Origin of the sequence: Desulfovibrio sp. 1214_IL3152 (assembly GCF_036763055.1) — a bacterium.
GTDB lineage: Bacteria > Desulfobacterota > Desulfovibrionia > Desulfovibrionales > Desulfovibrionaceae > Desulfovibrio.
This window is the reverse complement of the sequence record NZ_JBAIYW010000334.1, coordinates 1-20,327: the sequence shown is the minus strand read 5'-3', so window position 1 is coordinate 20,327 and position 20,327 is coordinate 1. Positions and strand designations below refer to the sequence as shown.

Sequence of the window (20,327 nt, the reverse complement as noted above, 5' to 3'; positions counted from 1 at the left end):
CGACGCCTTTTCCAGTTATGGCTTTAGCCAGTTGAGCGCGCCAGCGCGCGAAACAGCGAACCACCCGCTATGCGGGTGGGGGCAAAGTATTATACACACAAAAACACCCTTCCTGTACGATGAAGTTGTTCAAGCCCATCGTAACTTTTAAAGAAGGGTGTTTTTGTTATGGGAACCAAGGCCCAAAGTTTAGCTCACACAAAATGGCTGTGCAAGTATCATATCGTGTTTACACCTAAGTATCGAAGAAAAATAATATTCGCACAACTGCGTGATAGTATAAAAGAAATCATGCAGAGTCTTTGTAAGTACAAAGGGGTGGAGATTTTAGAAGGGCATTTGATGCCAGACCGTATACACATGCTGGTGAGTATCCCGCCAAAGATCAGCGTATCGAGTTTTATGGGGTATTTGAAAGGCAAAAGTTCACTGATGATCTTTGATAAATATGCAAACCTTAAGTATAAGTTTGGCAACAGAAAATTTTGGGCCGAAGGATACTACGTCAGCACAGTCGGACTCAACGAGGCAACGATCAGAAAGTATATCCAGCAGCAAGAGAAGCATGGCATTATGCAAGACAAGCTGAGTACGCGCGAGTATCAAGACCCCTTTAAGGGGTAGCCAAAGCGACAATGGGACTGGGCTTGAACGCAGTGAAAGCCAGCGTCTTTAGGCGCAGCCGGCAACAGGCCCTTATAGGGCCAGAGCAAACCACCCGCTATGCGGGTGGTGCTGATTGCCCTTTTCCCCGGAACCGCCACTTTCGCCGCCGCCAAGCGCACAGATCGCTGCCCATCTTCGTGAATAACACAGGTTCTTCGTTCCAATTAAAAAATTAAAAATCTTCTTGACAACTCACCCACTTCTCACATAAAAGATCACTTCACAGAGCGTCCCCATCGTCTAGCCGGCCCAGGACAACGGCCTTTCACGCCGTCGACAGGGGTTCAAATCCCCTTGGGGACGCCAATGAAAACAACGGGTTATATCGAAAGATGTAACCCTTTTTTCATGCGGAAACGGTTACAGAAACGGTTTGAAAAAACTGAAGTTTCTGAACTGCCATTTCCGGCCTCAACCACTCTCTTCCTTTTCCCCTTCCACAACGCCTTCTATGGCAAGCACTTACGAACGCTACAAATTCCCAAGGGGGGTTAGGAGGGGTTAGTTTTTGTGTACATTCACGCTGTCCGTTTGCGGCGAACAACCACCGGTGCGGGAGTCGCTGGCATTTTTTCCTGTGTACTGCCTTTGGCGGTGAAGGAAAGCACCTTACCGCAACCGTTTCCAGAACCGTTTCCGGCAGGCTCAGGCTCAAGGCCGTGGCCCGCAAAACGGGCTGCAAGACCTTCCAGAGCCCCGCGTGTTTCTTCAAGCCCCAGCGTCCGCAAATAGATTGCCGTGGTATTGGGACTTTTGTGCCGCAAAATGGCCTGAATCACACTCACGGGCTGTCCCATCTTATAGAGGATGGAGGCCGTCAGGTGCCGGATGGCGTGAAAGCCAAAGGGTTTGACCTTGGCCCGCTCACAAAGCCGTCTCATGAGCTGCATGCGCTCCTTGAAAGGTTTGCCGTACTGCTCCCGACAGAATCCACCGTCCTGCTCGCAGATAAAGACATGGGTGCTGTCTTTGAATGTACGCTTGTCCCACCACCAGCTCAGGGCTTCAGTCAGTTCTCCGGTCATGGGCAGCCAGTCGTACTCCAGTGAACCATCGCGCCTTTTCTTGGTGTACAGCCGGATTCGACTGTTCCCGAAGTCAACATCTTCCCAACACAGCCGGAAGATTTCGCTGCGTCTGGCTCCCAGGTGGAGGTAACAGAGCAGCATGATCCTGTCCTGCCCTTGCGTCTGGGCAAAAACCTTCCAGAAGTCTTCCTCGGCAGGGACATAACGCGGATGCCGCTTTTCCGGGAACCTGTCCACCAGACAGGGATTGGGGGTGGGCAAGCCCAAATACTTGATGCCCCAGTTCCAGGCCGCCACAAGGTTTTTGCGGTCCTTGTTGGCGGCATTGCCGCTACGGGTTTCAAACTGTACCTGAAGCGCCGCAAGAACCTTGCCCGGCGTCAGACTTGCCACCGGAGCCAACGGGTTCACAATCAGCTGCGCTGCCTTGCCTTTGCCGATTGTGGCGGCAAACAGCTTTCTCAGGGCCTGGCGCTTTTCGTTGAAGGTTTTCCTGTCGTACCTGGCTGCGTGGTCCAGATACCTTTCCGCCCAATGCTTCAGGGAGCAAGCCGTATCTGTCGTGGCCTCCCAGCTTGCTTTCCGCTCCTGCGCCTCCCATTCCAGAGCTGCCGCCTTGGTGTCGAAAAGTTTCTGCCGAATCTGGCCCAGCTTCTGAACCCGCCCCTTCCAACGGATACGTCCGTCTTTCGTAATCTTTGATGCCATGATTGGAACCTCGCAAGGCGTCCACCACGTTGCGCTCAAAGAACAGAATCCTGCCACCAGGAATGGGCCGTATCCCACCGAATGCCTCATAGTGGCGGCGAACGGCATCAACGTCAAGATCAAGCCAGTGGGCAAGCTCTTTTGTGGGAATGCGGTGTCCCAGATGTTCTTCAAGAAATTTTGACATGGTGGCCCTTGTTGTGGACAATAAGGGCAAGTATACTGTTTGGACGAAAAACCGGAAGGTTTTCGCAACTATGGATGCTATCCATAGAAGGAGGTAAAAGTGTCACTTCCGCCTGTTTTTGAAGCATTTGAAAAACGCGTTATCCCCTTCCCTGAAGACCTACTGCAAGGCAGGAATGCTTTGCCGCTGCGTTGCAAGCTATATCTTGGCCTGACAGCTGCGGCCATGCTGTTTCCCCGTGACCGGGAGGGCTTCGCTGGTTATGTGGCACAGGAAATGACTTTCCTTATTTTACAGATGGAAATGATGGAAGTGGAGTTTCAAAAAAAAAGCCCCCTTGAATTTGTTGATATGCCACGTCACTTCTACGGTTCCAGGACAAATTTTTTGCAGTATTCCCGCTGGCAGGGATTTTCTGAGAAAGGCAAAGGCTCACTTGAAGAGCGCTTTTTTCAAGGTAAAATCTGTGGCTTTATTTACATGCTTCAGTCATTTTCAGAAAAAACTCTCAAGGAATCCATTGAGTTTTTTGTTTCGAAATATGATGTGATATTTGACAAAGATGAGCGCACAGTCGGTCCCATGTGTACTGTCAGCAACATTCAAAACAACATCTGGCCACGTTTCAAAGACATAGCATGGCTGTGGGCACCAACTTGGTACACCACTATTCCGATGGACAGCCAGAGGATATATCTGGATGAGATCCAGCTAGCTTATAATTTTTTTGCCGACGTAGAACTGCGCGGCGGCTGGTATGGATTTATTGATGCTGCATTGCGCTTTTACAAAGTTGCTCGAGATAATGAAATACGGGCGGGAGAAAGCCCGCCCGCCGATGGTACTATCTGGAAGTTTCACTTCATTCCGGCTGATGATGAGAAAAACCATACTGGAAATTACCTCACCTCATAGTCTATTCCTGTGATCCGGCTTCCGTGGGCTCCTGCTGCTTCTTCTTCCTTTTCAGTTTTACAAGTTCTTCTTCAGGAGGCATGAAGTCACTCCAGTAGTGGCCCATGCCGCGCCTGTTATTGATATTTTCCTTCAGGGATTTTGCCAGAAGCCTTTTTCTCAGATCCACATCCGCTGTCATAAGCTTATCAATCATGGCTCCCATGCATACGAAGGCACGGGTTCTCGCCTTGCGCGCATGGTCGGCAAGCTTCTTCTCCAAAGCCTCTCTTCTGGCTGCAATATCCAGTTCCTGCTGCTTGAGCTGTTCCAATTTTTCCTCAAGGCTCATTCGCTTACTCTTGATGGCATTCATACTTCCCCAAAGCCTCCTTTTCCGAAGAAAATTTATTATTGTTGAAGAAATCCCGTGGGGGGCTTCGCCCCACGGCGCACTTAGAGCAGTCTTCGCTACGCTTCGACTGCACGTGCGCTCTGCGAGGCTAAGACATATCGCCTATGGCGATATAAGAAAAAATACAACAGGCCATCCATATGCTGCAAGGTAATATCCATCTGAACATTAAACCTGTCCAGCGAAATAAAGGACAGAGTATCGTGGCGCGTGTTGCATACCAGACCGCCAGCAGCATACGGGATCCACGCACAGGCGAATGGCACAACTATCGATACAAAAAAAGTGAGCTGGGCCAAACACGGCTCTTACTGCCCACGTCTGCAACTACCCACATTACCGATCATGAACAATTCTGGGCTAACCTTGAGGCACATTACAAACGCGGCAATTCCGTACCGGCACGAACCGCCAGTCTGGCTCTACCCATTGAATTATCTGCCGATGAAAACCACGAACTCATGCTGCAATATGGCCAGTGGCTAAGTGATACTTATGCAGTTGCCGTACAGGTCACTTCACACAAACCGCATTCTTCAAATCCACATTTTCATCTGGCTATTACTGCTTGCACTGTTTTGCCTGATGGCTCTTTCGGGAAAAAAGCCATTGCCCTTGACCCAATCAGCGCACAGCGTGAGCTTAAGCAGCGTATCGCGCCCGTTGAAATCCTAAGATCTCAATGGGCAGATATGGTCAATGCCGCATTGGAAAAAGCAGGAATACTTGAACGCGTTGATCACCGTTCATATCTGCGGCGCGGCATACAAGAAATTCCACAAAAGCATGAGGGGGTCTGGCGGCATTCTAGTCAAATCCGCGTTCTTGGCTGTCCAAAGGCATACAACAAAGACATTGAAACCGTAAATGAGGTATTACATCATGACAGAAGAGAATTTCAAAAAACTGCAATTCCGTGTAGCAGCTTTGGAGAAAATGCAACTGGAAGAATGGGGAATAATCAAGACAGAACAGATAGAGATCAGACAATATCTGCTCCAAATGAATACGACCATCAACAACCTGCTCAAAGAAGCAAGGATGCTCATGGGGACTATGGACGAGATAACCTCGGGCACGGTGGGCGAGGTCGATTTGTCCCCTCTGGAAAAACCCAACTTGAAAACGGTGGTCGATGCCATCATGAAAGTGAGCAACCAGCTGACTTCCATGAATTTGCGCATGACCAAACTGGAAGCCTTGATAGCACAGGAGGAAGAGGATTCTCCGACCTCATAATGCCTGCGCTGGTTGCAGCTACTTCTGCCCTTGAACTGGAGGCTTTGCGGCTCTCATGCAGCATTTTGAGACATGAGAGCCGCAGAGCAAAGGCATCACTTAAACTGCCCTCAATTGGTTTTTCCGACATCGTGGCCCAAAGGGTTATGCCGGTGGTAGTGGCACTGAAAACAGAAGCCTTGCACCTGCAAAATAAAAGTTGTGGCCTGTGGCTCCGCTCGTGTCCAAAGGTCGCAATGCCCAGAGCCAGCGCAACAGATACGGCATCTGCCCCGATGGGTTTGTCTGACATCGTTGTGCCCAAGCTGATTGCTGCCACTTCTGCCCTTGAAACGGAAACCTTACGGCTTTCATGCAGCATTTTAAGGCAAGAAGAACGCAGGGTTAAGGCACCACTCAAACTGCCTTCAGTTGGTTTTTCCGACATAGTTGTCCAAAGGTTTATGCCGATGATAGCTGCACTGGAAACAGAAGCCTTGCGCCTGCAAAATAAAAGTTGTGGCCTGTGGCTCCGCTCGTGTCCAAAGATCGCAATGCCCAGAGCCAGCGCAACAGATACGGCACCTGCCCCGATGGGTTTGTCTGACATGATCGTGCCCAAGCTGCTTGCGACCACTTCTGCCTTTGAAACGGAAACCCAGCGGCTTTCATACAGCATTTTAAGGCAAGAAGAACGCAAGGTTAAGGCGCAGCTAAAACTGTTTTCAATAGTGCCAGCATCTGCCAGCTTTATGGGTACTGTTTTTTATCCTATAGCCGCGCTGACAAAAAAATTTGCGCCGGTTGCAGCAGAAATGTCCTTCAGGACTGAACATCTTTACAAAAACATACAAGAAGAAGCAGGAAAGAGGCATGGAACAGCCCGCGTCCCTGAACGTCTGGAATCTGGAGCCATCACCACAACTGACAACAATGAAATATGGCACAAAAAACTGTGGGAGCTTCTTGTAGTCAGGGCGTTGCAGGAGCCGCATTCATTGGACCTGCTTACCCGGCTTCATAATGCATGTATCAAGGTCCAGCAGATATTCCCACGGATAACGGCTGTCGACTTTGCCTGTACGCTGAAGCGTCACAGCGTGAGAACACCAGAAGAACAGGCCAGAATCATTCAGGACCTGGCCCAGCGATGTCCAAAGCAGTCTCCAGTCCGGATCGTGACTCTGGACACCGGCCCATTTACAGGAACACGACACGAAAAACCACGCGTATCCTCCAAAATGCTGCACACTACAGTCAGGCCAGCACAGCTGGTATTGCCAACCCCGCCCACAGATCCCAATCAGGATATGCACAGGCTGTGGAATGAAATCAAAAGCCATGCTGAAAAAGATGGCAGAGTATTTTTTGATACTGCGGAAGGAGTAGGGAAATTGCAGGATGCCATCAAGCATATCTGGGCAAATAACCCCAATATTCCATTTGAGTTCATGCACAGGACAATTTTTAGGCGCATTGTATTCGGTAGGGACAGCCTGGAAAGGTTTCTCCAACAGACATATGAGGCTATCGCCATCCAAAAATCCCTGTCGACTGGCTCAGACATCCAGCAGGCTACTGTTCTGCCCCATGCGCCAGACCCGCAGCCTTCGCAGGATTTTGAACACAATGATGGCGATGACAGTGGGGAAAATATGTCATTTACGTAGTGAGATGCCGGGATTGACCATGCTTTGTCTGCGGGAGACGCTTACCGCCTCCCCCAGGCCTCGGCTAAAAAATCTCGTTCCACAGTAAGCTGACCAATTTTGGCATGAAGTACCTGGAGTTGTTTTTCCTTCCTGGCCTCTTCGATCTTGATCTCATCGGCAAAGGTGCCCGAAGCCGACTCCTTGAGCTGCTTCACCCATTTGTGGATGAGTGTCTGATGAACACCGAACTCTGAACTGAGTTCAGCGATGGTCTTATCGCCGGAAAGAGCAGCCAGGGCCACTCAGGCCTTGAAAGCCGGGGCATGATTCTTTCGCTTGGACATGTGTGTTCTCCTCGTCTGGTTGAGTAGCTATCACACCTGTCCGATTTTTGGGGAGCACCTCTGTCAACGGCTATAGTAGCGTTGCGCCATGGAAATGATTCCCTTTCTCCGCCCAGCCATTGCCATTGCCCTGGCTGAGGCCCGCCATAAGGCCGGTTTGACGCAGCCGCAGCTTGCAGATTTTTCTGGCCGCTCGCGCAGCTATATAGCCGCTCTTGAGGCTGGAAAAACCAGCTTTTCATGCGAAAGTCTGTACGCTCTCTTGGCGATCATGCGCATGGATGTGGTCGCCTTTTTTAGTCGAGTGGAAGAGCTTCGTGCCCAGAAACCAGCCATATCCAAACCCGGCCGAGGGTGCCGCCGCAGCGTCACGCTTGGTGGCAGTTCCCCCGGCCAGGAAGTAAGCTAGAAACCTTCTCGCTTGCTTCGCTGAGGTTCGGATTTTTTACACTTGGCTTCATTTTTCCAGTAAGGAAGTCCCCGGCATGACGCCTGTCGCATAGCGACAAGCTCTATCCACATTATTCTTGCTCCAGCCAGACTTTTGGGATTCTTAAGCAGGCACTGCTCCACACATTGGGGTAAGCCACTGTTGCCCACAGGAATCAAAGCCCTTTTCCTGCTTTGTCTGGATGAGTTCCCCATGATCAATTCTTGCGCCGCGCGTACATGACGGCTCACGGCTTCATGAGCGGTATTGACGCTCTCTCTGGTGCTGATGCAACGCCCCTCCTGGTCGATGCCTTCCAGCAGGCATTCGCCACGCTCAAGGTTCTTCATATCAGCGCTGTCGGCACGCACCTTCGCCACCCAATCCAGAGTTTCAGGATCGCTGTTTTGCAGCATGATCTTGGTTGTACAATTGCCCAACAGGGATGAAACCGCATGCGTTCTCCCCTTGGCATACAGCGAGGCCATACTTTGGGAGGCAATGATGTTAATGTTACGGAATTCGCGTGAAAGCCCGAACAGTTCCATATCGTTCAGAGGCCGCTCGCTATCCACATCCAGAATATGCTGAAACTCGTCCGCGATCATGAAAGTGTACTGATCGGAGGCTAGCCTGCTGCCATTCTTGAGGATGCTTTGGTAGAAACGCTCTTTAATGCAGTGCGATAACAAGGCTCCCGTTGGTCCGCAGTCAGGAGAAAAATGCACCAGGACAATTTTCTTCTGGCGATAAACCAGGTCGGTGAAATTCAACGGCACGGTAGCCTCTGTCAGTGACGAAAAACGATCCATGAGGTCATGGGTTACTTGGATGCACTTTAGCCGCTTAAGAATGCCTTGAAGCATCCATGTCTTTTGCTGCTGGGCAGTGATGACGTCTCTCTTTGAAGCCTGATGGTCTTCCGGCAAAAGGATGTGAAAGCATTCGGCATTGACGGCATGGTACAATGCTTCGGCTTCCATAAGATAATCTGGTTTCTGCGAATATTGATGGCGGGCACGCAGTTCACCCAATTCCTGACAATAGAATTTCCAGAGGTTAGCAGCAAAAACGTGATTGCTCAGGGCTGTAAATACCGCTTTGAGGGTTGGTGTGAATTGACGGGAAAAATGGCAGTTCCGCTCCACCTGTGAGAGCGATGTAAGCACCTGGGCCACATCCGCCGCAAGACTGCCGCCTTTGCTATGCCAGGAAATATTAGCATCGTGCTCCACCCCGTTCACTGCCAGGACTTGAAAAAAGTCCGCAATTTCATGCTGCTTCATGTCTGCCAGCAGATTGGTAGCGCAGGCATCGGAAGAAGAGCCAAATTCCACCACATCGTCCAGGCGGCCGCAGGCTTTGGCCAGTTCGCGGGTCTGGGCGCCAAGGTTGCCCTTTACGTCCAGAATGACCCCACCGAATCCTCGCCGCAGTAATGCATCAAGTATAGGTAAAATGACGGAGGTGGTTTTTCCTGAGCCGGTTCCGCCAAGAACAAGCGTCGAGCGCACACCTTCTGCGAAAGATAGGCGACGCCCACTGTCAAAGGTGAACAACGTATCATTGAGAGAATACTTGATTGGCGGCCTGGCGGCCGGGTGGCTTCCAGGTGCACTGCAAGCAGAAATGGGGGCAAGAAAGCCCATCCGCGACTGGCGGTAATCATGATTTGAGGAAGTCGGTGGCGGAAGAATGCGATGCGAACTCATGGTAAATCTCCATAAGGTCGCCGTTTTCCAGTATAAAATAAAAAGATGGAAAACGGCAAACAATCAGAAGGCCATCATTGACCTGCTGTTTGTGTGCCGTTTTCCCCACTTCTGGCGGCTACAAGCCGCACTGTTCCGGTGCCCCGGTGTAATCGAAGGGGCGTCCTCCCCTTCGTCGTTCCTGCTGAAATCGGAACGCCTTGACGCAAATTGTGGTCCAGGAAAAACGAGTCAACGGTTGTGGGGCACAGTCCAGTCTACCCCAATCGCGTATTCGGCTTCCACCTTCCTGACCGCCAGGCAGGGGGGAGGCTATCATTAAGCCATCTCCACATCTTTTTTTTGTTAAAGTTGATTGGTTAAAAATAAAATAATGAGTATTTTTTTGATAGTCAATAACATTGCCAATATTACACATCAACGTATATACGTTGTGTTGACACAAAGAGATTCCCACTTTATTCTGTCAAAAAGGAGTTTGCTATGGCAAGCACAGGAACTATCAACCTGAGGATTCCTCCAGCGCAAAAGGCCATTATTGACCTTGCTGCGGAGATGGCAGGCAAGAACCGTACTGCTTTTATTTTGGAAAACGCAGTTCGCTCAGCCGAAGAGATTCTTATGGAAAAAACGCATTTTCAGCTTTCGGCAGAGCAATGGGACGCCTTTCAGGCCGCTCTGGCCGCCCCTGTTTCGAAAAATGTCGCCCTGAAGCGCCTTCTCGACACTCCCGCCCCTTGGGATGACGACAAATGAGTGGACGGATTGCTGCCCCGGCTGCCATCACAGCCGCTCACGATCTGGCGGATTTTTGTAGTGGAGAGCCATCGCTGGATATGTGGTTGCGCTCCAAGGCGCTGAAGAATGAGGGAAAAGCCAGCCGCACCTATGTTGTCTGCCAAGAAAACAAGATTGTCGGCTTCTATTCGCTGGCAGTCGGTAGCGTGACCCACGAATTCTCGCCGGGCAACATTAAAAGAAATATGCCGGATCCTGTACCGGTCATGATTCTTGGCCGTCTGGCCGTCGACCAGAGCATACAGGGAAAGAGCATTGGCAAGGCATTGGTGCGGGACGCCATGCTGAGAACAGTTCAGGCCGCATCTATCGCGGGCATCAGGGCCATTCTGGTGCATGCCCTGCATGAACGGGCAGCCACATTTTACCAGGACTGCGGGTTCCAGGCTTCGCCCGTGAGTCCGTTGACGTTTATGCTGCGATTGGAAGATATTCGTTGAAACCCCTTCTACAAGGATGCCGGACTTGCCGACTTCAGAGAGAAAAGCACGGATCAGATTATTACCCTAAGGCGATACGGACTTGCCATACAGATGTTTCCCCAAGGTGCCCCCCAATTTCCTGAACTCATGAGGGAATCGGGGCAAAATTAGCGTAGATTTCTATACTAAAGCCGAGGTATTATTTTGCTGAGTGTCAATACGTTGTTCACCCTCCTAGCCTCGAAGCTGAAGGTTTTCTGCCAAGAGTCGAATGTGGTCGCAGAAAATTATAACGATGCGTCCATATTGGCAGATAAGCTGTTCTTTTTCATGAGTGGGTATACGTTTTGGCGTATGCCCACTCATTCAATGCTGTTCGAATGAAGCGTTCAGACTTGCCGTTGGTTTGTGGGCGATAAGGCCGGGCTCGCTTGTGCTTTATCCCAAATTCACCACAGGCATCACGGAACTTCCAAGACCTGTAGCAAGATCCTTTATCTGTCAAAAAACGTTCTACCTTAATGCTGTACGAGGCATACCAGGCAACGGCAAACCATAAGAACTCTATGGCTGATTCCGCTGTTTCATCCGGGAGGATGGCCGTGTACGCAACCCCGGAGGCATCATCAACGCAGACGTGCAGATAAAGCAAGCAGCGTATTGCTATTGAGAAGACGGTGTTATTTGCTAAAAGGCATCAATCAATTTCTGGATTTTTCAAAAAATGACAAATTCTATCGAATGTGCGTTGGAATTGTCCGTCCACGTTGCTGGTCATTTTTTTGTTTGTTGGAAAAGGATCTTCATGTCTGTAGGTATAGGTATACTGCATGATATCAACTAAAATACCGTTTTTTTCCTTTCTCCCAAGGGTGTTGAGAATCTCTTTGGGGCTGGCGACCATGTCATCAGCAAGAGCGATCGCATAACGCCGCGCACCAATGCCGCGCAATAGTTTCTCTCGTTGGTTGCTGCATGTCCCGTAGTCAAGCATGCTGCGAAAAGCCATTTCCACCCTACTGTTGGCAGCCAACAATACTTCAAGTTTTTCTTTTGAGAGCAGGCACTGCCTGAGCTTGTGTACGGCTTCGCTGTCAAGGATAAATTTGGATTCTGGATGCAGACCGCTGACTACAGGCCCCCCACAAAATGAGACATGCCGGGACTCCGAAAAGTATCCTGACATGTTTGCCATCATAAGAAGGTCGCCAAGAAGCGTTCCAATAGAATAGGTAAAAAAATCGATTGTCGCATCTTTATGCACAACGGGGTGTAATCCGTTTTTTATTATTTCAACAAGCTCAATGAGATCATAATAACTTTCAAGGCCAGATAAAATGAAACGTTCTGGCTGTTCATAGAGCCTTGTGCTGATTGCCGCGTTAACGAAGCTAGAATTCGTGAGGGACGGCAGAGTATGCTTCCGATCACGGCTCAGGCGTGCCATGCGGTGCGGATCTGCCCATAGAGCAGGGGCACGGTTCATATGGAACGCAAGCGGAAAAAGGACAACGGCATGGCCTGTCATCTCAGCAATGGATGCAGCCCAAGGCATGTATTTGGTCCAGTGCCTCTCGTTCAATCCGTGCAGCATTATGACGATGCTCCGCGCTTTTTTCGTCTGCGCCGGCATCAACACATGGTATCTGAAATTGTTATTCTCCTGAATTTCGGCATCGGGATTGCCTAAATCCGTCACGTTACCCGGCAGAGAATGTGTCAGCCCCACTCTCTGCCGCGCAGGAGAACTAAAACTAAAATTTCGAATAACAAGGTCGGACCCAACAGGTATTACATCGTCAAGAAAGCCGATTTCTCTCGAAAAAAAACTAACCAGCTTTGAATAAATCATAAAAGTCAAACCTCCAAACTGTACGACAGTAATACAGTGTTAATACTACTATTAACAGAAAGAGGTTAACCTTAATTCTGCTGATATAATATATACATCAAAATCATGGCTTCATGATATCTTTTATCCCAGTGGATGGATATTGTTATTTAAAATAGCAATAATAAATAGATGCATAAACCTAATTTATTTTTGCACTATAACGCTCACAACATGCTCTTGCAGATCGTCAACCAGGGGAACAAGAAGGTCATTTTTTTCAATTCCATCAAGCTGAATAGAAAGCTTTTTCCCTCCAGCGCGTTCCTGTGTGATGTTTATACTATAGTTAGTATTAATGTGACGATAACGTACAATGCAGCTATCCCAATCTGCAGGCAAGCAAGGGGCAATACGAAGAGTCCCGTTTTCAACGTTTATCCCCAAAAGCGATTCAAGCATCAAGCGGTACATCCAGGCTGCTGATCCCGTGTACCACGTCCAGCCGCCGCGTCCAACAAAATCCGGAGCCGCATAGACATCAGCGGCGACAACATAAGGCTCCACCTGGTAGCGTGACACTTCTTCAGGATTTCTGCCGTGATTTACCGGATTGATGATTGTGAAGATTTCCCATGCTCTTTTTGTATCACCCAGTTGAGCAAAGGCCATAGCCGCCCACACGGCCGCATGAGTATATTGGCCGCCATTTTCCCGCACTCCGGGAACATAGCCCTTTATATAGCCCGGATTGTGGGCAAGCATGTCGAAAGGCGGGGTGAACAGCGCCACCAGCTTATCCTCGCGGCGCACCAGATACGTATTTAGTGCCTCCATGCCCGCCTGGGAACGATCTAAATCTCCTGCATTTGAAAGCACTGACCAGCTTTGCGCTATGGAATCTATCCGGCATTCCTCATTTTCAGCCGAGCCGAGGGGGGTGCCGTCATCAAAATATGCACGGCGGTACCAATCGCCGTCCCAACCATGCGTCTCAATATTGTTTTTCAATGTCGCAAGTTGCTGGGCGCACTCTTGGGCAAAGGGCATATCACCACGAGTGGAGGCAAAAGGCATAAACTTGGTCAGAACTTCATAAAGGAAAAAAGCCAGCCAAACGCTTTCCCCTTTTCCGTGTATGCCTACTTTGTCCATTCCATCGTTCCAGTCGCCGGAACCTATAAGCGGCAAGCCATGCGCGCCGAATTTAAACCCGTGACGAATGGCCCGAACACAATGTTCATACAGTGTGGCCGTCATGCCTGAAGGAAAAGGTTGGTCATAATAAGAATCTTCGCCCTCTTTGACGGGGCGTCCCTCAATAAAGCCAATTGTCTCATTCAGTATGTCCACATCCTGGGTGGAACAGATATAACGGCAGGCGGCCAGCGGCAGCCAAAGGTAGTCGTCCGAACAGCGCGTGCGCACTCCGCGCCCGCTCGGGGGGTGCCACCAGTGCAGGACATCTCCTTCCGGGAACTGCTGCGATGCGCACAAAAGTATCTGCTCCCGCAACAAGTGGGGTGCGGTATGCACAAGGGCCATCGCATCCTGCAACTGGTCACGGAAACCAAACGCGCCGCCAGATTGATATGTCGCCCCGCGCCCCCACATTCTGCAGGCAATTGTCTGATACATCAGCCAGCCGTTGGCCATTACATTGAATGACGGATCCGGAGTTTCCACATGAACGGCGCCGAGCAGACGGTCCCACTGCTGCCAGACTTTGCTTAACGAGTTTTGCATTGCCTCTGCCCCCTTGAACCGCTTGGCCAGATCTCTGCATTCTTCCCTAGATTTTCCGACTCCAAGCCTGAATGTGATAACCCGTTCCTCATTGACGGCAAGGGTAAATGGAGCCTGAACCGCGGCGCACGGATCCAGAGCAAGTCCTGTTCTGCCGGAAAGGCGGCTGCGTTTCATGGCTGCCGGTTTTTCCAATGTCCCGTTGCGCCCTAAAAATTCCGTGCGATCGCAACTAATGAATTTGATGGTTTCGTCAGTATCAAAAAATGCCGTGTGTCCAGGAAATTCTGAATTGTAGGCATTGTTGGCAAAAATCGCTCCACTTTCCTGATCGACTTCGGTACCGATGTGCATGCGTGTTTTTTCCGGCATGTCCCCAAGCACCCAGGCCACATAGCCTGTTGCTGATAATTTCCGCGGCCTTCCAGACACGTTCCGTACCGTCAGCCTTACGCATTTAACCGGGGCATCCACAGCCACATGCACAAGAAGTTCTGAAGTGATGCCGCGTTCCGTGTGTTCGAATACGCTATATCCGAATCCGTGTCGGGTGGTGTATGGCGTTTCCCCCCGGCAGGGGCGGGGAGTTGGAGACCAAAAATATCCGTCAGCGTGATCACGCAGATAGAAAGCTTCGCCCTTTGAATCAGTTACCGGATCATTTGCCCATGGGGTGAGCCGGTATTCGTGGGCATTTTCGCTCCAGGTAAAGGCGAGCCCTGTTTCTGAAATAACGGTTCCAAATTGTGGATTGGCAAGCACATTGACCCAGGGGGCTGGAGTTGCCTGCCCCGGCGTTGTGGTGATGACGTACTCGCGTCCGTCCGGAGTAAAACCACCCAACCCATTGAAAAATGCAAGATCCGTACGAGGTATGGGCATAGCATTTTTATTATCGACAAACTTCAACCCCTCGGAGAGGGAAAGATAAGGAATTGTGTTTACAAGCGCAGTTCGCCCCTTCATCTGCTGGGCCAGAGTGCTGACCTGCCCCCAAAAAACTGGCCCACCTAAAAAGTTAGTGTATGGTGTGGGCACGGAGGGCTTGCAATGGGTCGCAAAAACTTCACAGCAGAGCAGATTATCTTCAAGCTACGCGAGGTCGAGGTGCTAGTGGGACAAGGCGAGAGCATCGCCATGGCCTGCCGAAAGATAGCCGTGACGGAGCAAACCTACTACCGTTGGCGCAAGGAATACGGTGGCATGGGAACGGATCAGCTCAAGCGGTTGAAAGAGCTTGAAAAGGAAAATGCCAGACTGCGGCGGGCAGTGGCCGATCTGAGTCTTGAGAAAATTATTTTGGCGGAGGCGGCAAAGGGAAACTTTTGAGCCCCGCTCGTCGCCGCCAATGTGCGGAGCATGTTCGTGAGCAGACCGGGAGCAGCGAGCGTAAAATATGCGCTGTTCTTGGGCAAAACCGGACAACGCAGCGGTACACGTCTTCTGTCCGTGAATTTTCAGTGCTGGTGCGCCAGGCGGTGATCAACTACGCTTCGGAGTATGGCCGGTACGGATACAGGGCGATAACCGATCTTTTGCGGATGGACGGGTGGGGTATCAGCTACAACCGCGTAGAGCGGATTTGGAAACAGGAAGGCTTGAAGGTTCCGGCAAAACAGCGCCCACGAAAACGGCTGTGGTTGAATGACGGTTCCTGCGTTCGTCTCCGCCCGGAGTGGAAAAACCATGTCTGGGCTTATGACTTCGTGCATTGCCGTACCGTTAATGGCAAAGCCTTCCGGGTATTGGTGGTCATTGACGAATACAGCCGTGAATGCTTGGCCTTGCATGTGGCTCGTACGATTCGTGCCGAGCAGGTCATGCATGTCTTGGCGGATTTGTTTTTGACCCATGGCCGACCGGACAATATTCGTTCGGACAACGGCCCGGAATTCGTGGCATTAGCCTTGAAAAAGTGGTTGGCGGAACTATCGGTACAGACTCAATACATTGAGCCGGGAAGCCCTTGGGAAAACGGCTACTGCGAAAGCTTTAACGGAAAATTGCGCGACAAGCTGCTGGACGGCGAGCTGTTTATGACGCTACAAGAGGCTGAAATTGTTATTGAGAACTGGCGTAGGCATTACAATCACCGCCGGCCGCATCGTTCCCTGGGAGGCCAACCGCCAGCACCTCTGACGTTTTTTGCCCCTCCCATGGGAGGGGCAATGGGGTCGCTCTCGCCTCCCACTGAGTTGTTGTGTATACGGATGGCAGAAGAAGCGCCGCAAAGCGCTTGCCACTAACTTTTAGCCTGGTACAAAAAACCGGGGCCGGTCAGCAAGGCTATGAGGAGGATGATATTGCGAAAAAAACAAACCTTGGAAAAGATTACATTCGTGGCATTCTACGACTGTTAGAACAAGGAGAAGAGTATTTAGTAAATTCAGTTGAAAAAGGTAGAATCCCACTATACCAAGCTTTAATAATAACTACTGATGATGATGTTGCAGTACAGAGAGCATTAGCTAAAGCGTATGAATCAGGTGCATTGACAGGAAAAAAGATCCTTGCTCAATGCTGTCCGGCTAAGCAACCATAGCTAATAGGCTGAGACTGTAAGAGTTTTGAGTTTTTGATCTTCGCGGTTTCAGGAGTTCTTCCAGGGAGTCTTTGCCGAACAAATTCACGCAAATGAGCTCGAATAATTGCTGCACCGACAGCTTAAGTTTACTCAGGATTTTTTGGTACGCCATGAGCAAATACACTGTCAGGGCCGTGTAAATTTGGATGAGCACAGCGTTCTCAGAGCGCCCGACAAAGCTTTTGATGTGCAGATTTTGTTTGACTTCACGGAAGAATATTTCGATTTGCCAGCGCTCTTTGTAAATGTCGGCAATGGTTTTCGCTGACAGGCGAAAGTGGTTGGTCAAGAACTCGTAACGCTTCCCGGTTTTGGCATCCCTGTAGCCTATTCGGCGTAAGCGCAAGGTTTTTCCCCGACTGTTTTTCACTTCGATAATATGGTCAGAGGTGACGCCTGTTTTACGATTGACAGGACGGCGTTCCAGCAGCTTGAATACGGCGTTATCTTTGAGGCGCGTGACGAAGAAGATGCCCTTTGTCGCCAAAAGCTGAAACCAGGAATAGGCTATATAGCCTTTGTCAAAGGTCACAATGGAGCCTTTTGGCAGCGAAAGGCTTTTGGCCATGCGGCTTTCGTGGGTTTTGGCATTGCTGATATCGACGAAGGCAGGGATGTAGCCATCGTGATCAAGCACGGTATTTACCTTCACCCCGGCTTTGTTCCGCCGGAACGATGCCCAGGGGAAGACGGACAGGCAAAGGCTGATGGTGGTAGCGTCCATGCTGTACAGTTTGCACTTGAAGCGAAATTTGTGACGAGGCGCATGCGGCTGGCAAAGTCCGTACATTTCAGCGAACAAGTCCTTGAAAAAGCCCACGGGCCTTGAATTGTTGGCGTCGGCGAAAGTCGAGCGGGGCACGTTTTTCAGGCCCCAATGGTACAGGCGGTTTCCGGCGGCAGCCAGACACCGGAGCCCGTCACGCATGGAACGCCTCGCGGCAAGCTGAATAAAGGCCATGGCGGTGAACTGCTCCTTGAAGCCGAATTTGCGTGAGGCCCGCCCTACTTTGTGCCGGTGTTCGAGCTTTTGAAAAACATGTCTGGGAATCAGAGATAGCATCTGGGAGAAAAGTGTATTATGGTGACTCATGTCCAAAATCTCCTTGTGTGGCAAAGTTTTTCGCAAACTCTTTATACCACATCGCATTGAGATTTTGGACTTTTTTCTTAACCCTTAGCCGGACAGCAATGTTTTTAAATGTAAATTTGCTCACAAATTCCGAAAATAATTGCCCCACACAATATTCAACTAGGGGTTCATTTTGGATAAAATAATATTAGACACTCCCTCTCCAGAAATTTGTGCCAGCAAAATTTTTGAAGCTAGCGGTGCAAAATTCGATGCGGATGTAGCGACGGATCTTTGGCAGAAAATCATGCAACATAAGTGGGTTCTGTCTGAAAGACTGAATCGGGATGTCGGATTCAAGATTGCCTGCACCGACTTTCTTGAGAACATAGGAACGGATGAAGAGCTCTCTACTCACAATCAGGAAAAGCTTTTGGTACAGATGGGCGCGCGCACCATCAGCAGAGATATTTGGGATACTATCTCCGATACACAACCCCCCAAACAACTGATTCACAAGAGGATTGTACTCCCCCTGGTTGAGGGAGCACTTTCACAAAAATATGGCGTCATTCCGCCTAAAACTATCATTTTTTTTGGCCCTCCCGGTACGGGCAAGACCCATTTTGTCAAGGCAATGGCCGGAAGGCTGGCGTGGTGGTTCATAGAAATCGCGCCAAGTATGCTTATGGTCGACGGTGTAGACAAAATTGGGGCACATCTGCGGGCAATAATGGAAAAAGCCCGGTGCTTGGATGAAGTTATCCTTTTCATTGATGAATTTGAGGAATTTGCAGGCAGCCGGGATAGCGCAAATAGAATCGATCGGTCAATTACCAACGAGTTTCTCAAACAGGTACCGCTTATAAAAAGCCAGCCAAACAAGGTTCTGCTCGTATGCGCTACAAACTACATCCGCCAACTGGATTCTGCACTGCTACGGCCGGGGCGCTTTGATTGCATCATCCCGGTAGGAACTCTGGATGACGATGGAAGAAAAACAATTCTGGAATACTATTTGTCGAAGATGAACTGCGGCGTAGTTGATGTCGATCATATTGTAAGCTTGACACCTAAATTTACCCCTGCAGATATTGAGTACCTTTTCCAAATTGTTGCCCAGTATGCTTTTGAAGAAGAATGTGAAAGAGGGGCAAACACGCCTGTGACCACAGGGATGATTGCTGAGAAAATTGCTTCTTTCAGGCCGTCCTTGACGGAATCGATGATTGCGGAGTTTAGAGAAGATGTAGCTATTTATTCGAGGGTTTAATTTATGTGAGTCATTACGGAAGGCTTTTTATGAATTTTACATGTTGAAGCTGACCAGCGTGCCTGTCTGCCCCACCCGCAGAAATAGGCACACTCCTGACGCACCCCCAAAAAGCCCCGGCCACTCCAAAGGCCGGGGCTTTTGCTGCTTAGCGCCAAGGAAATGCAAGATCAAAAGCAAGAGATTTGATCAATATGTTCTGGTTTGCATATATATATTGTTATAATAAATAGTATAAATTACTTTAATATGACTGTCAGTCGACATTAATTACACATAAGAATTATAATTATCATAAAAATAAAGACAGAAATTGTTTTCCATTGTAATGTATATACAGTCTAAATGCAGATAGGAGAATTTATGAATTATCTATTCAAGTTGGCCGACGTAGCACTCAAGAGTGTTGGCAAAAAGACATTCACCCTTGAAGATGGGCACAGTATGACAATTTTTCCATCAGGTGATGGAAAAACCATGAAAATTGATATTGACGACGGGGAATCGTACAAAACTAGGGGAAGTAACAGCTTTGTTTCGCAGATAGAAAAGATTTTAAAAAATAGAGGTGTTGCATGGTGGGATGAAACGAAAGAGGGACAAGACAATGTTTACAACGTTCTTTCAATGTATGAACAATTTGAAGATGTTCCTCAGGAAGATCTCCAGAATATGCCCGCCAACAAAAGTTCGATTAGCTCCCACTAATGAAATGTACTCGTCCATACTTGAAAAAAATTCACAACTTCACAATTTAGTCTATTTCATTATTATCTTTTACTTGGGTTAAGCGGGTCAAAAACTCCCTCCTTCTTCACGGGGCATCCTAGGCTAGAAAGAGGAATGGAGAATTATCCATGAATATAAGCTTAAAACAACGTGTCGAGATGGAACGTCTTTTATCTAATTGGAAAAAGTACCTAGAGAGTATTCCACCAGCCTCGGATGATTTGAAGTTGCACAAATGGCTTGGAATGAACACAGCTATCGTAAAAAAAGATCATTTTAACAGGGTATTGAGGTCTTTTGTTTATGACATGAGGGCGCGCCTTGATGCGTTGCGGTAATCCCCCCAGAAAAAAGTAGCATTTCAAAGTAGAATTTCCGAGAATAAGCAATCTGGAGATTTTACAATGAAAAAGTCACGCTTCACGGACAGTCAAATCTTGGCGATTTTAAAACAGGTCGAAAATGGGGTGCCCGTTCCAGAACTTTGCCGTGAGTACGGCATGAGTAGTGCGTCTTTTTATAAATGGCGCGCCAGGTTCGGCGGTATGGATGCATCCATGATGGCACGAATGAAAGAGCTGGAAAAAGAAAATGCCCGTCTGAAGCGGATGTATGCCG

Annotated in this window: 20 protein-coding genes and 1 tRNA gene; 13 read left to right on the top strand and 8 right to left on the bottom strand. The window is 49.3% G+C overall.

The window, feature by feature from the left end:
* Positions 1-168: 168 nt before the first annotated feature.
* Positions 169-624 (top strand): IS200/IS605 family transposase, encoded by a 456-nt coding sequence (tnpA, locus tag V6C07_RS07215; RefSeq protein WP_333535681.1) that lies wholly within the window; start codon positions 169-171, stop codon positions 622-624.
* Between the two features lie 271 nt (positions 625-895).
* Positions 896-972 (top strand) — tRNA-Glu (locus V6C07_RS07210).
* A 212-nt stretch (positions 973-1,184) separates the two neighbouring features.
* Here V6C07_RS07210 and V6C07_RS07205 read toward each other — a convergent pair.
* The gene (locus V6C07_RS07205; protein WP_333535680.1) at positions 1,185-2,402 is read right to left on the bottom strand and encodes a tyrosine-type recombinase/integrase; all 1,218 of its coding nucleotides are present in this window, start codon (positions 2,400-2,402) and stop codon (positions 1,185-1,187) included.
* On the opposite strand from V6C07_RS07205, the gene V6C07_RS07200 reads away from it, so the two are divergent.
* The gene (locus V6C07_RS07200) at positions 2,401-2,586 is read left to right on the top strand and encodes a hypothetical protein (protein WP_333535679.1); all 186 of its coding nucleotides are present in this window, start codon (positions 2,401-2,403) and stop codon (positions 2,584-2,586) included. The genes V6C07_RS07205 and V6C07_RS07200 overlap by 2 nt on opposite strands.
* Before the next feature lie 102 nt (positions 2,587-2,688).
* A complete protein-coding gene (locus V6C07_RS07195; protein WP_333535677.1) occupies positions 2,689-3,504 on the top strand; it encodes a hypothetical protein in 816 nt (271 codons plus the stop codon).
* 1 nt (position 3,505) lies between these two features.
* Here the strand turns inward: V6C07_RS07195 and V6C07_RS07190 are convergent, their stop codons facing one another.
* On the bottom strand, positions 3,506-3,859 hold the full coding sequence (locus tag V6C07_RS07190) for a hypothetical protein (RefSeq protein ID WP_333535675.1): 354 nt from the start codon (positions 3,857-3,859) through the stop codon (positions 3,506-3,508).
* A 179-nt stretch (positions 3,860-4,038) separates the two neighbouring features.
* On the opposite strand from V6C07_RS07190, the gene V6C07_RS07185 reads away from it, so the two are divergent.
* Positions 4,039-6,786, top strand: a complete 2,748-nt coding sequence (locus tag V6C07_RS07185) for a MobA/MobL family protein (protein WP_333535673.1) — start codon at positions 4,039-4,041, stop codon at positions 6,784-6,786.
* A 41-nt stretch (positions 6,787-6,827) separates the two neighbouring features.
* On the opposite strand, the gene V6C07_RS07180 is transcribed toward V6C07_RS07185, so the two are convergent.
* Positions 6,828-7,070: a transposase gene (locus V6C07_RS07180; RefSeq protein ID WP_333535671.1), complete on the bottom strand. Its 243-nt coding sequence runs from the start codon at positions 7,068-7,070 to the stop codon at positions 6,828-6,830.
* A gap of 130 nt (positions 7,071-7,200) precedes the next feature.
* Between V6C07_RS07180 and V6C07_RS07175 the strand changes: the two genes are divergently transcribed.
* Complete coding sequence (locus tag V6C07_RS07175) at positions 7,201-7,521, top strand: helix-turn-helix domain-containing protein (RefSeq protein ID WP_333535669.1); 321 nt, start codon at positions 7,201-7,203, stop codon at positions 7,519-7,521.
* On the opposite strand, the gene V6C07_RS07170 is transcribed toward V6C07_RS07175, so the two are convergent.
* Positions 7,518-9,254 carry a type IV secretory system conjugative DNA transfer family protein gene (locus V6C07_RS07170; RefSeq protein ID WP_333535668.1) on the bottom strand — a complete coding sequence of 579 codons (1,737 nt, stop codon included), beginning with the start codon at positions 9,252-9,254 and terminating at the stop codon, positions 7,518-7,520. The genes V6C07_RS07175 and V6C07_RS07170 overlap by 4 nt on opposite strands.
* 483 nt (positions 9,255-9,737) lie before the next feature.
* Between V6C07_RS07170 and V6C07_RS07165 the strand changes: the two genes are divergently transcribed.
* Entirely contained in the window at positions 9,738-10,010 is a 273-nt protein-coding gene (locus V6C07_RS07165; protein WP_333535666.1) for a type II toxin-antitoxin system TacA family antitoxin, read from the top strand.
* Positions 10,007-10,492 (top strand): GNAT family N-acetyltransferase, encoded by a 486-nt coding sequence (locus V6C07_RS07160; RefSeq protein WP_333535664.1) that lies wholly within the window; start codon positions 10,007-10,009, stop codon positions 10,490-10,492. Before V6C07_RS07165 ends, V6C07_RS07160 begins: the two co-directional genes overlap by 4 nt.
* A gap of 310 nt (positions 10,493-10,802) precedes the next feature.
* Here V6C07_RS07160 and V6C07_RS13400 read toward each other — a convergent pair whose 3' ends face one another.
* From V6C07_RS13400 to V6C07_RS07150, 3 genes are all read right to left on the bottom strand, one after another.
* On the bottom strand, positions 10,803-11,126 hold the full coding sequence (locus tag V6C07_RS13400) for a DDE-type integrase/transposase/recombinase (RefSeq protein WP_442886166.1): 324 nt from the start codon (positions 11,124-11,126) through the stop codon (positions 10,803-10,805).
* Positions 11,127-11,171: 45 nt separating this feature from the next.
* Positions 11,172-12,326 carry a DUF6051 family protein gene (locus tag V6C07_RS07155; protein WP_333535663.1) on the bottom strand — a complete coding sequence of 385 codons (1,155 nt, stop codon included), beginning with the start codon at positions 12,324-12,326 and terminating at the stop codon, positions 11,172-11,174.
* Between the two features lie 186 nt (positions 12,327-12,512).
* Complete coding sequence (locus V6C07_RS07150) at positions 12,513-15,089, bottom strand: GH36-type glycosyl hydrolase domain-containing protein (protein WP_333535661.1); 2,577 nt, start codon at positions 15,087-15,089, stop codon at positions 12,513-12,515.
* 12 nt (positions 15,090-15,101) lie between these two features.
* Between V6C07_RS07150 and V6C07_RS07145 the strand changes: the two genes are divergently transcribed.
* Both V6C07_RS07145 and V6C07_RS07140 read left to right on the top strand, forming a co-directional pair.
* Positions 15,102-16,297 (top strand): IS3 family transposase gene (locus tag V6C07_RS07145; protein WP_232088246.1). Its coding sequence is split into 2 segments (ribosomal slippage): positions 15,102-15,366 and positions 15,366-16,297, totalling 1,197 coding nucleotides; the frame shifts between segments, so codons are not numbered across the junction.
* Positions 16,252-16,593, top strand: coding sequence for a hypothetical protein (locus V6C07_RS07140; protein ID WP_333535660.1), 342 nt, complete (start codon positions 16,252-16,254; stop codon positions 16,591-16,593). The genes V6C07_RS07145 and V6C07_RS07140 overlap by 46 nt, the downstream gene beginning before the upstream one ends.
* Here V6C07_RS07140 and V6C07_RS07135 read toward each other — a convergent pair.
* A complete protein-coding gene (locus V6C07_RS07135; protein ID WP_072312641.1) occupies positions 16,580-17,728 on the bottom strand; it encodes an IS4 family transposase in 1,149 nt (382 codons plus the stop codon). The two genes, V6C07_RS07140 and V6C07_RS07135, sit on opposite strands and share 14 nt — an antisense overlap.
* Positions 17,729-17,900: 172 nt before the next feature.
* Between V6C07_RS07135 and V6C07_RS07130 the strand changes: the two genes are divergently transcribed.
* From V6C07_RS07130 to V6C07_RS07120, 3 genes are all read left to right on the top strand, one after another.
* Entirely contained in the window at positions 17,901-18,980 is a 1,080-nt protein-coding gene (locus V6C07_RS07130) for an ATP-binding protein (protein ID WP_291442616.1), read from the top strand.
* 363 nt (positions 18,981-19,343) lie between these two features.
* Positions 19,344-19,688, top strand: coding sequence for a hypothetical protein (locus tag V6C07_RS07125; protein ID WP_291442617.1), 345 nt, complete (start codon positions 19,344-19,346; stop codon positions 19,686-19,688).
* 425 nt (positions 19,689-20,113) lie between these two features.
* The coding region (locus tag V6C07_RS07120) for a transposase (protein WP_333535659.1) at positions 20,114-20,327 on the top strand (214 nt) is incomplete at its 3' end.

Coding starts and splice junctions, on each gene's coding strand:
- tnpA (WP_333535681.1), top strand. CDS start 169: ATGGGAACCAAGGCCCAAAGTTTAGCTCACACAAAATGGCTGTGCAAG.
- V6C07_RS07200 (WP_333535679.1), top strand. CDS start 2,401: ATGATTGGAACCTCGCAAGGCGTCCACCACGTTGCGCTCAAAGAACAG.
- V6C07_RS07205 (WP_333535680.1), bottom strand. CDS start 2,402: ATGGCATCAAAGATTACGAAAGACGGACGTATCCGTTGGAAGGGGCGG.
- V6C07_RS07190 (WP_333535675.1), bottom strand. CDS start 3,859: ATGAATGCCATCAAGAGTAAGCGAATGAGCCTTGAGGAAAAATTGGAA.
- V6C07_RS07185 (WP_333535673.1), top strand. CDS start 4,039: ATGCTGCAAGGTAATATCCATCTGAACATTAAACCTGTCCAGCGAAAT.
- V6C07_RS07175 (WP_333535669.1), top strand. CDS start 7,201: ATGGAAATGATTCCCTTTCTCCGCCCAGCCATTGCCATTGCCCTGGCT.
- V6C07_RS07170 (WP_333535668.1), bottom strand. CDS start 9,254: ATGAGTTCGCATCGCATTCTTCCGCCACCGACTTCCTCAAATCATGAT.
- V6C07_RS07165 (WP_333535666.1), top strand. CDS start 9,738: ATGGCAAGCACAGGAACTATCAACCTGAGGATTCCTCCAGCGCAAAAG.
- V6C07_RS07160 (WP_333535664.1), top strand. CDS start 10,007: ATGAGTGGACGGATTGCTGCCCCGGCTGCCATCACAGCCGCTCACGAT.
- V6C07_RS07155 (WP_333535663.1), bottom strand. CDS start 12,326: ATGATTTATTCAAAGCTGGTTAGTTTTTTTTCGAGAGAAATCGGCTTT.
- V6C07_RS07135 (WP_072312641.1), bottom strand. CDS start 17,728: ATGAGTCACCATAATACACTTTTCTCCCAGATGCTATCTCTGATTCCC.
- V6C07_RS07125 (WP_291442617.1), top strand. CDS start 19,344: ATGAATTATCTATTCAAGTTGGCCGACGTAGCACTCAAGAGTGTTGGC.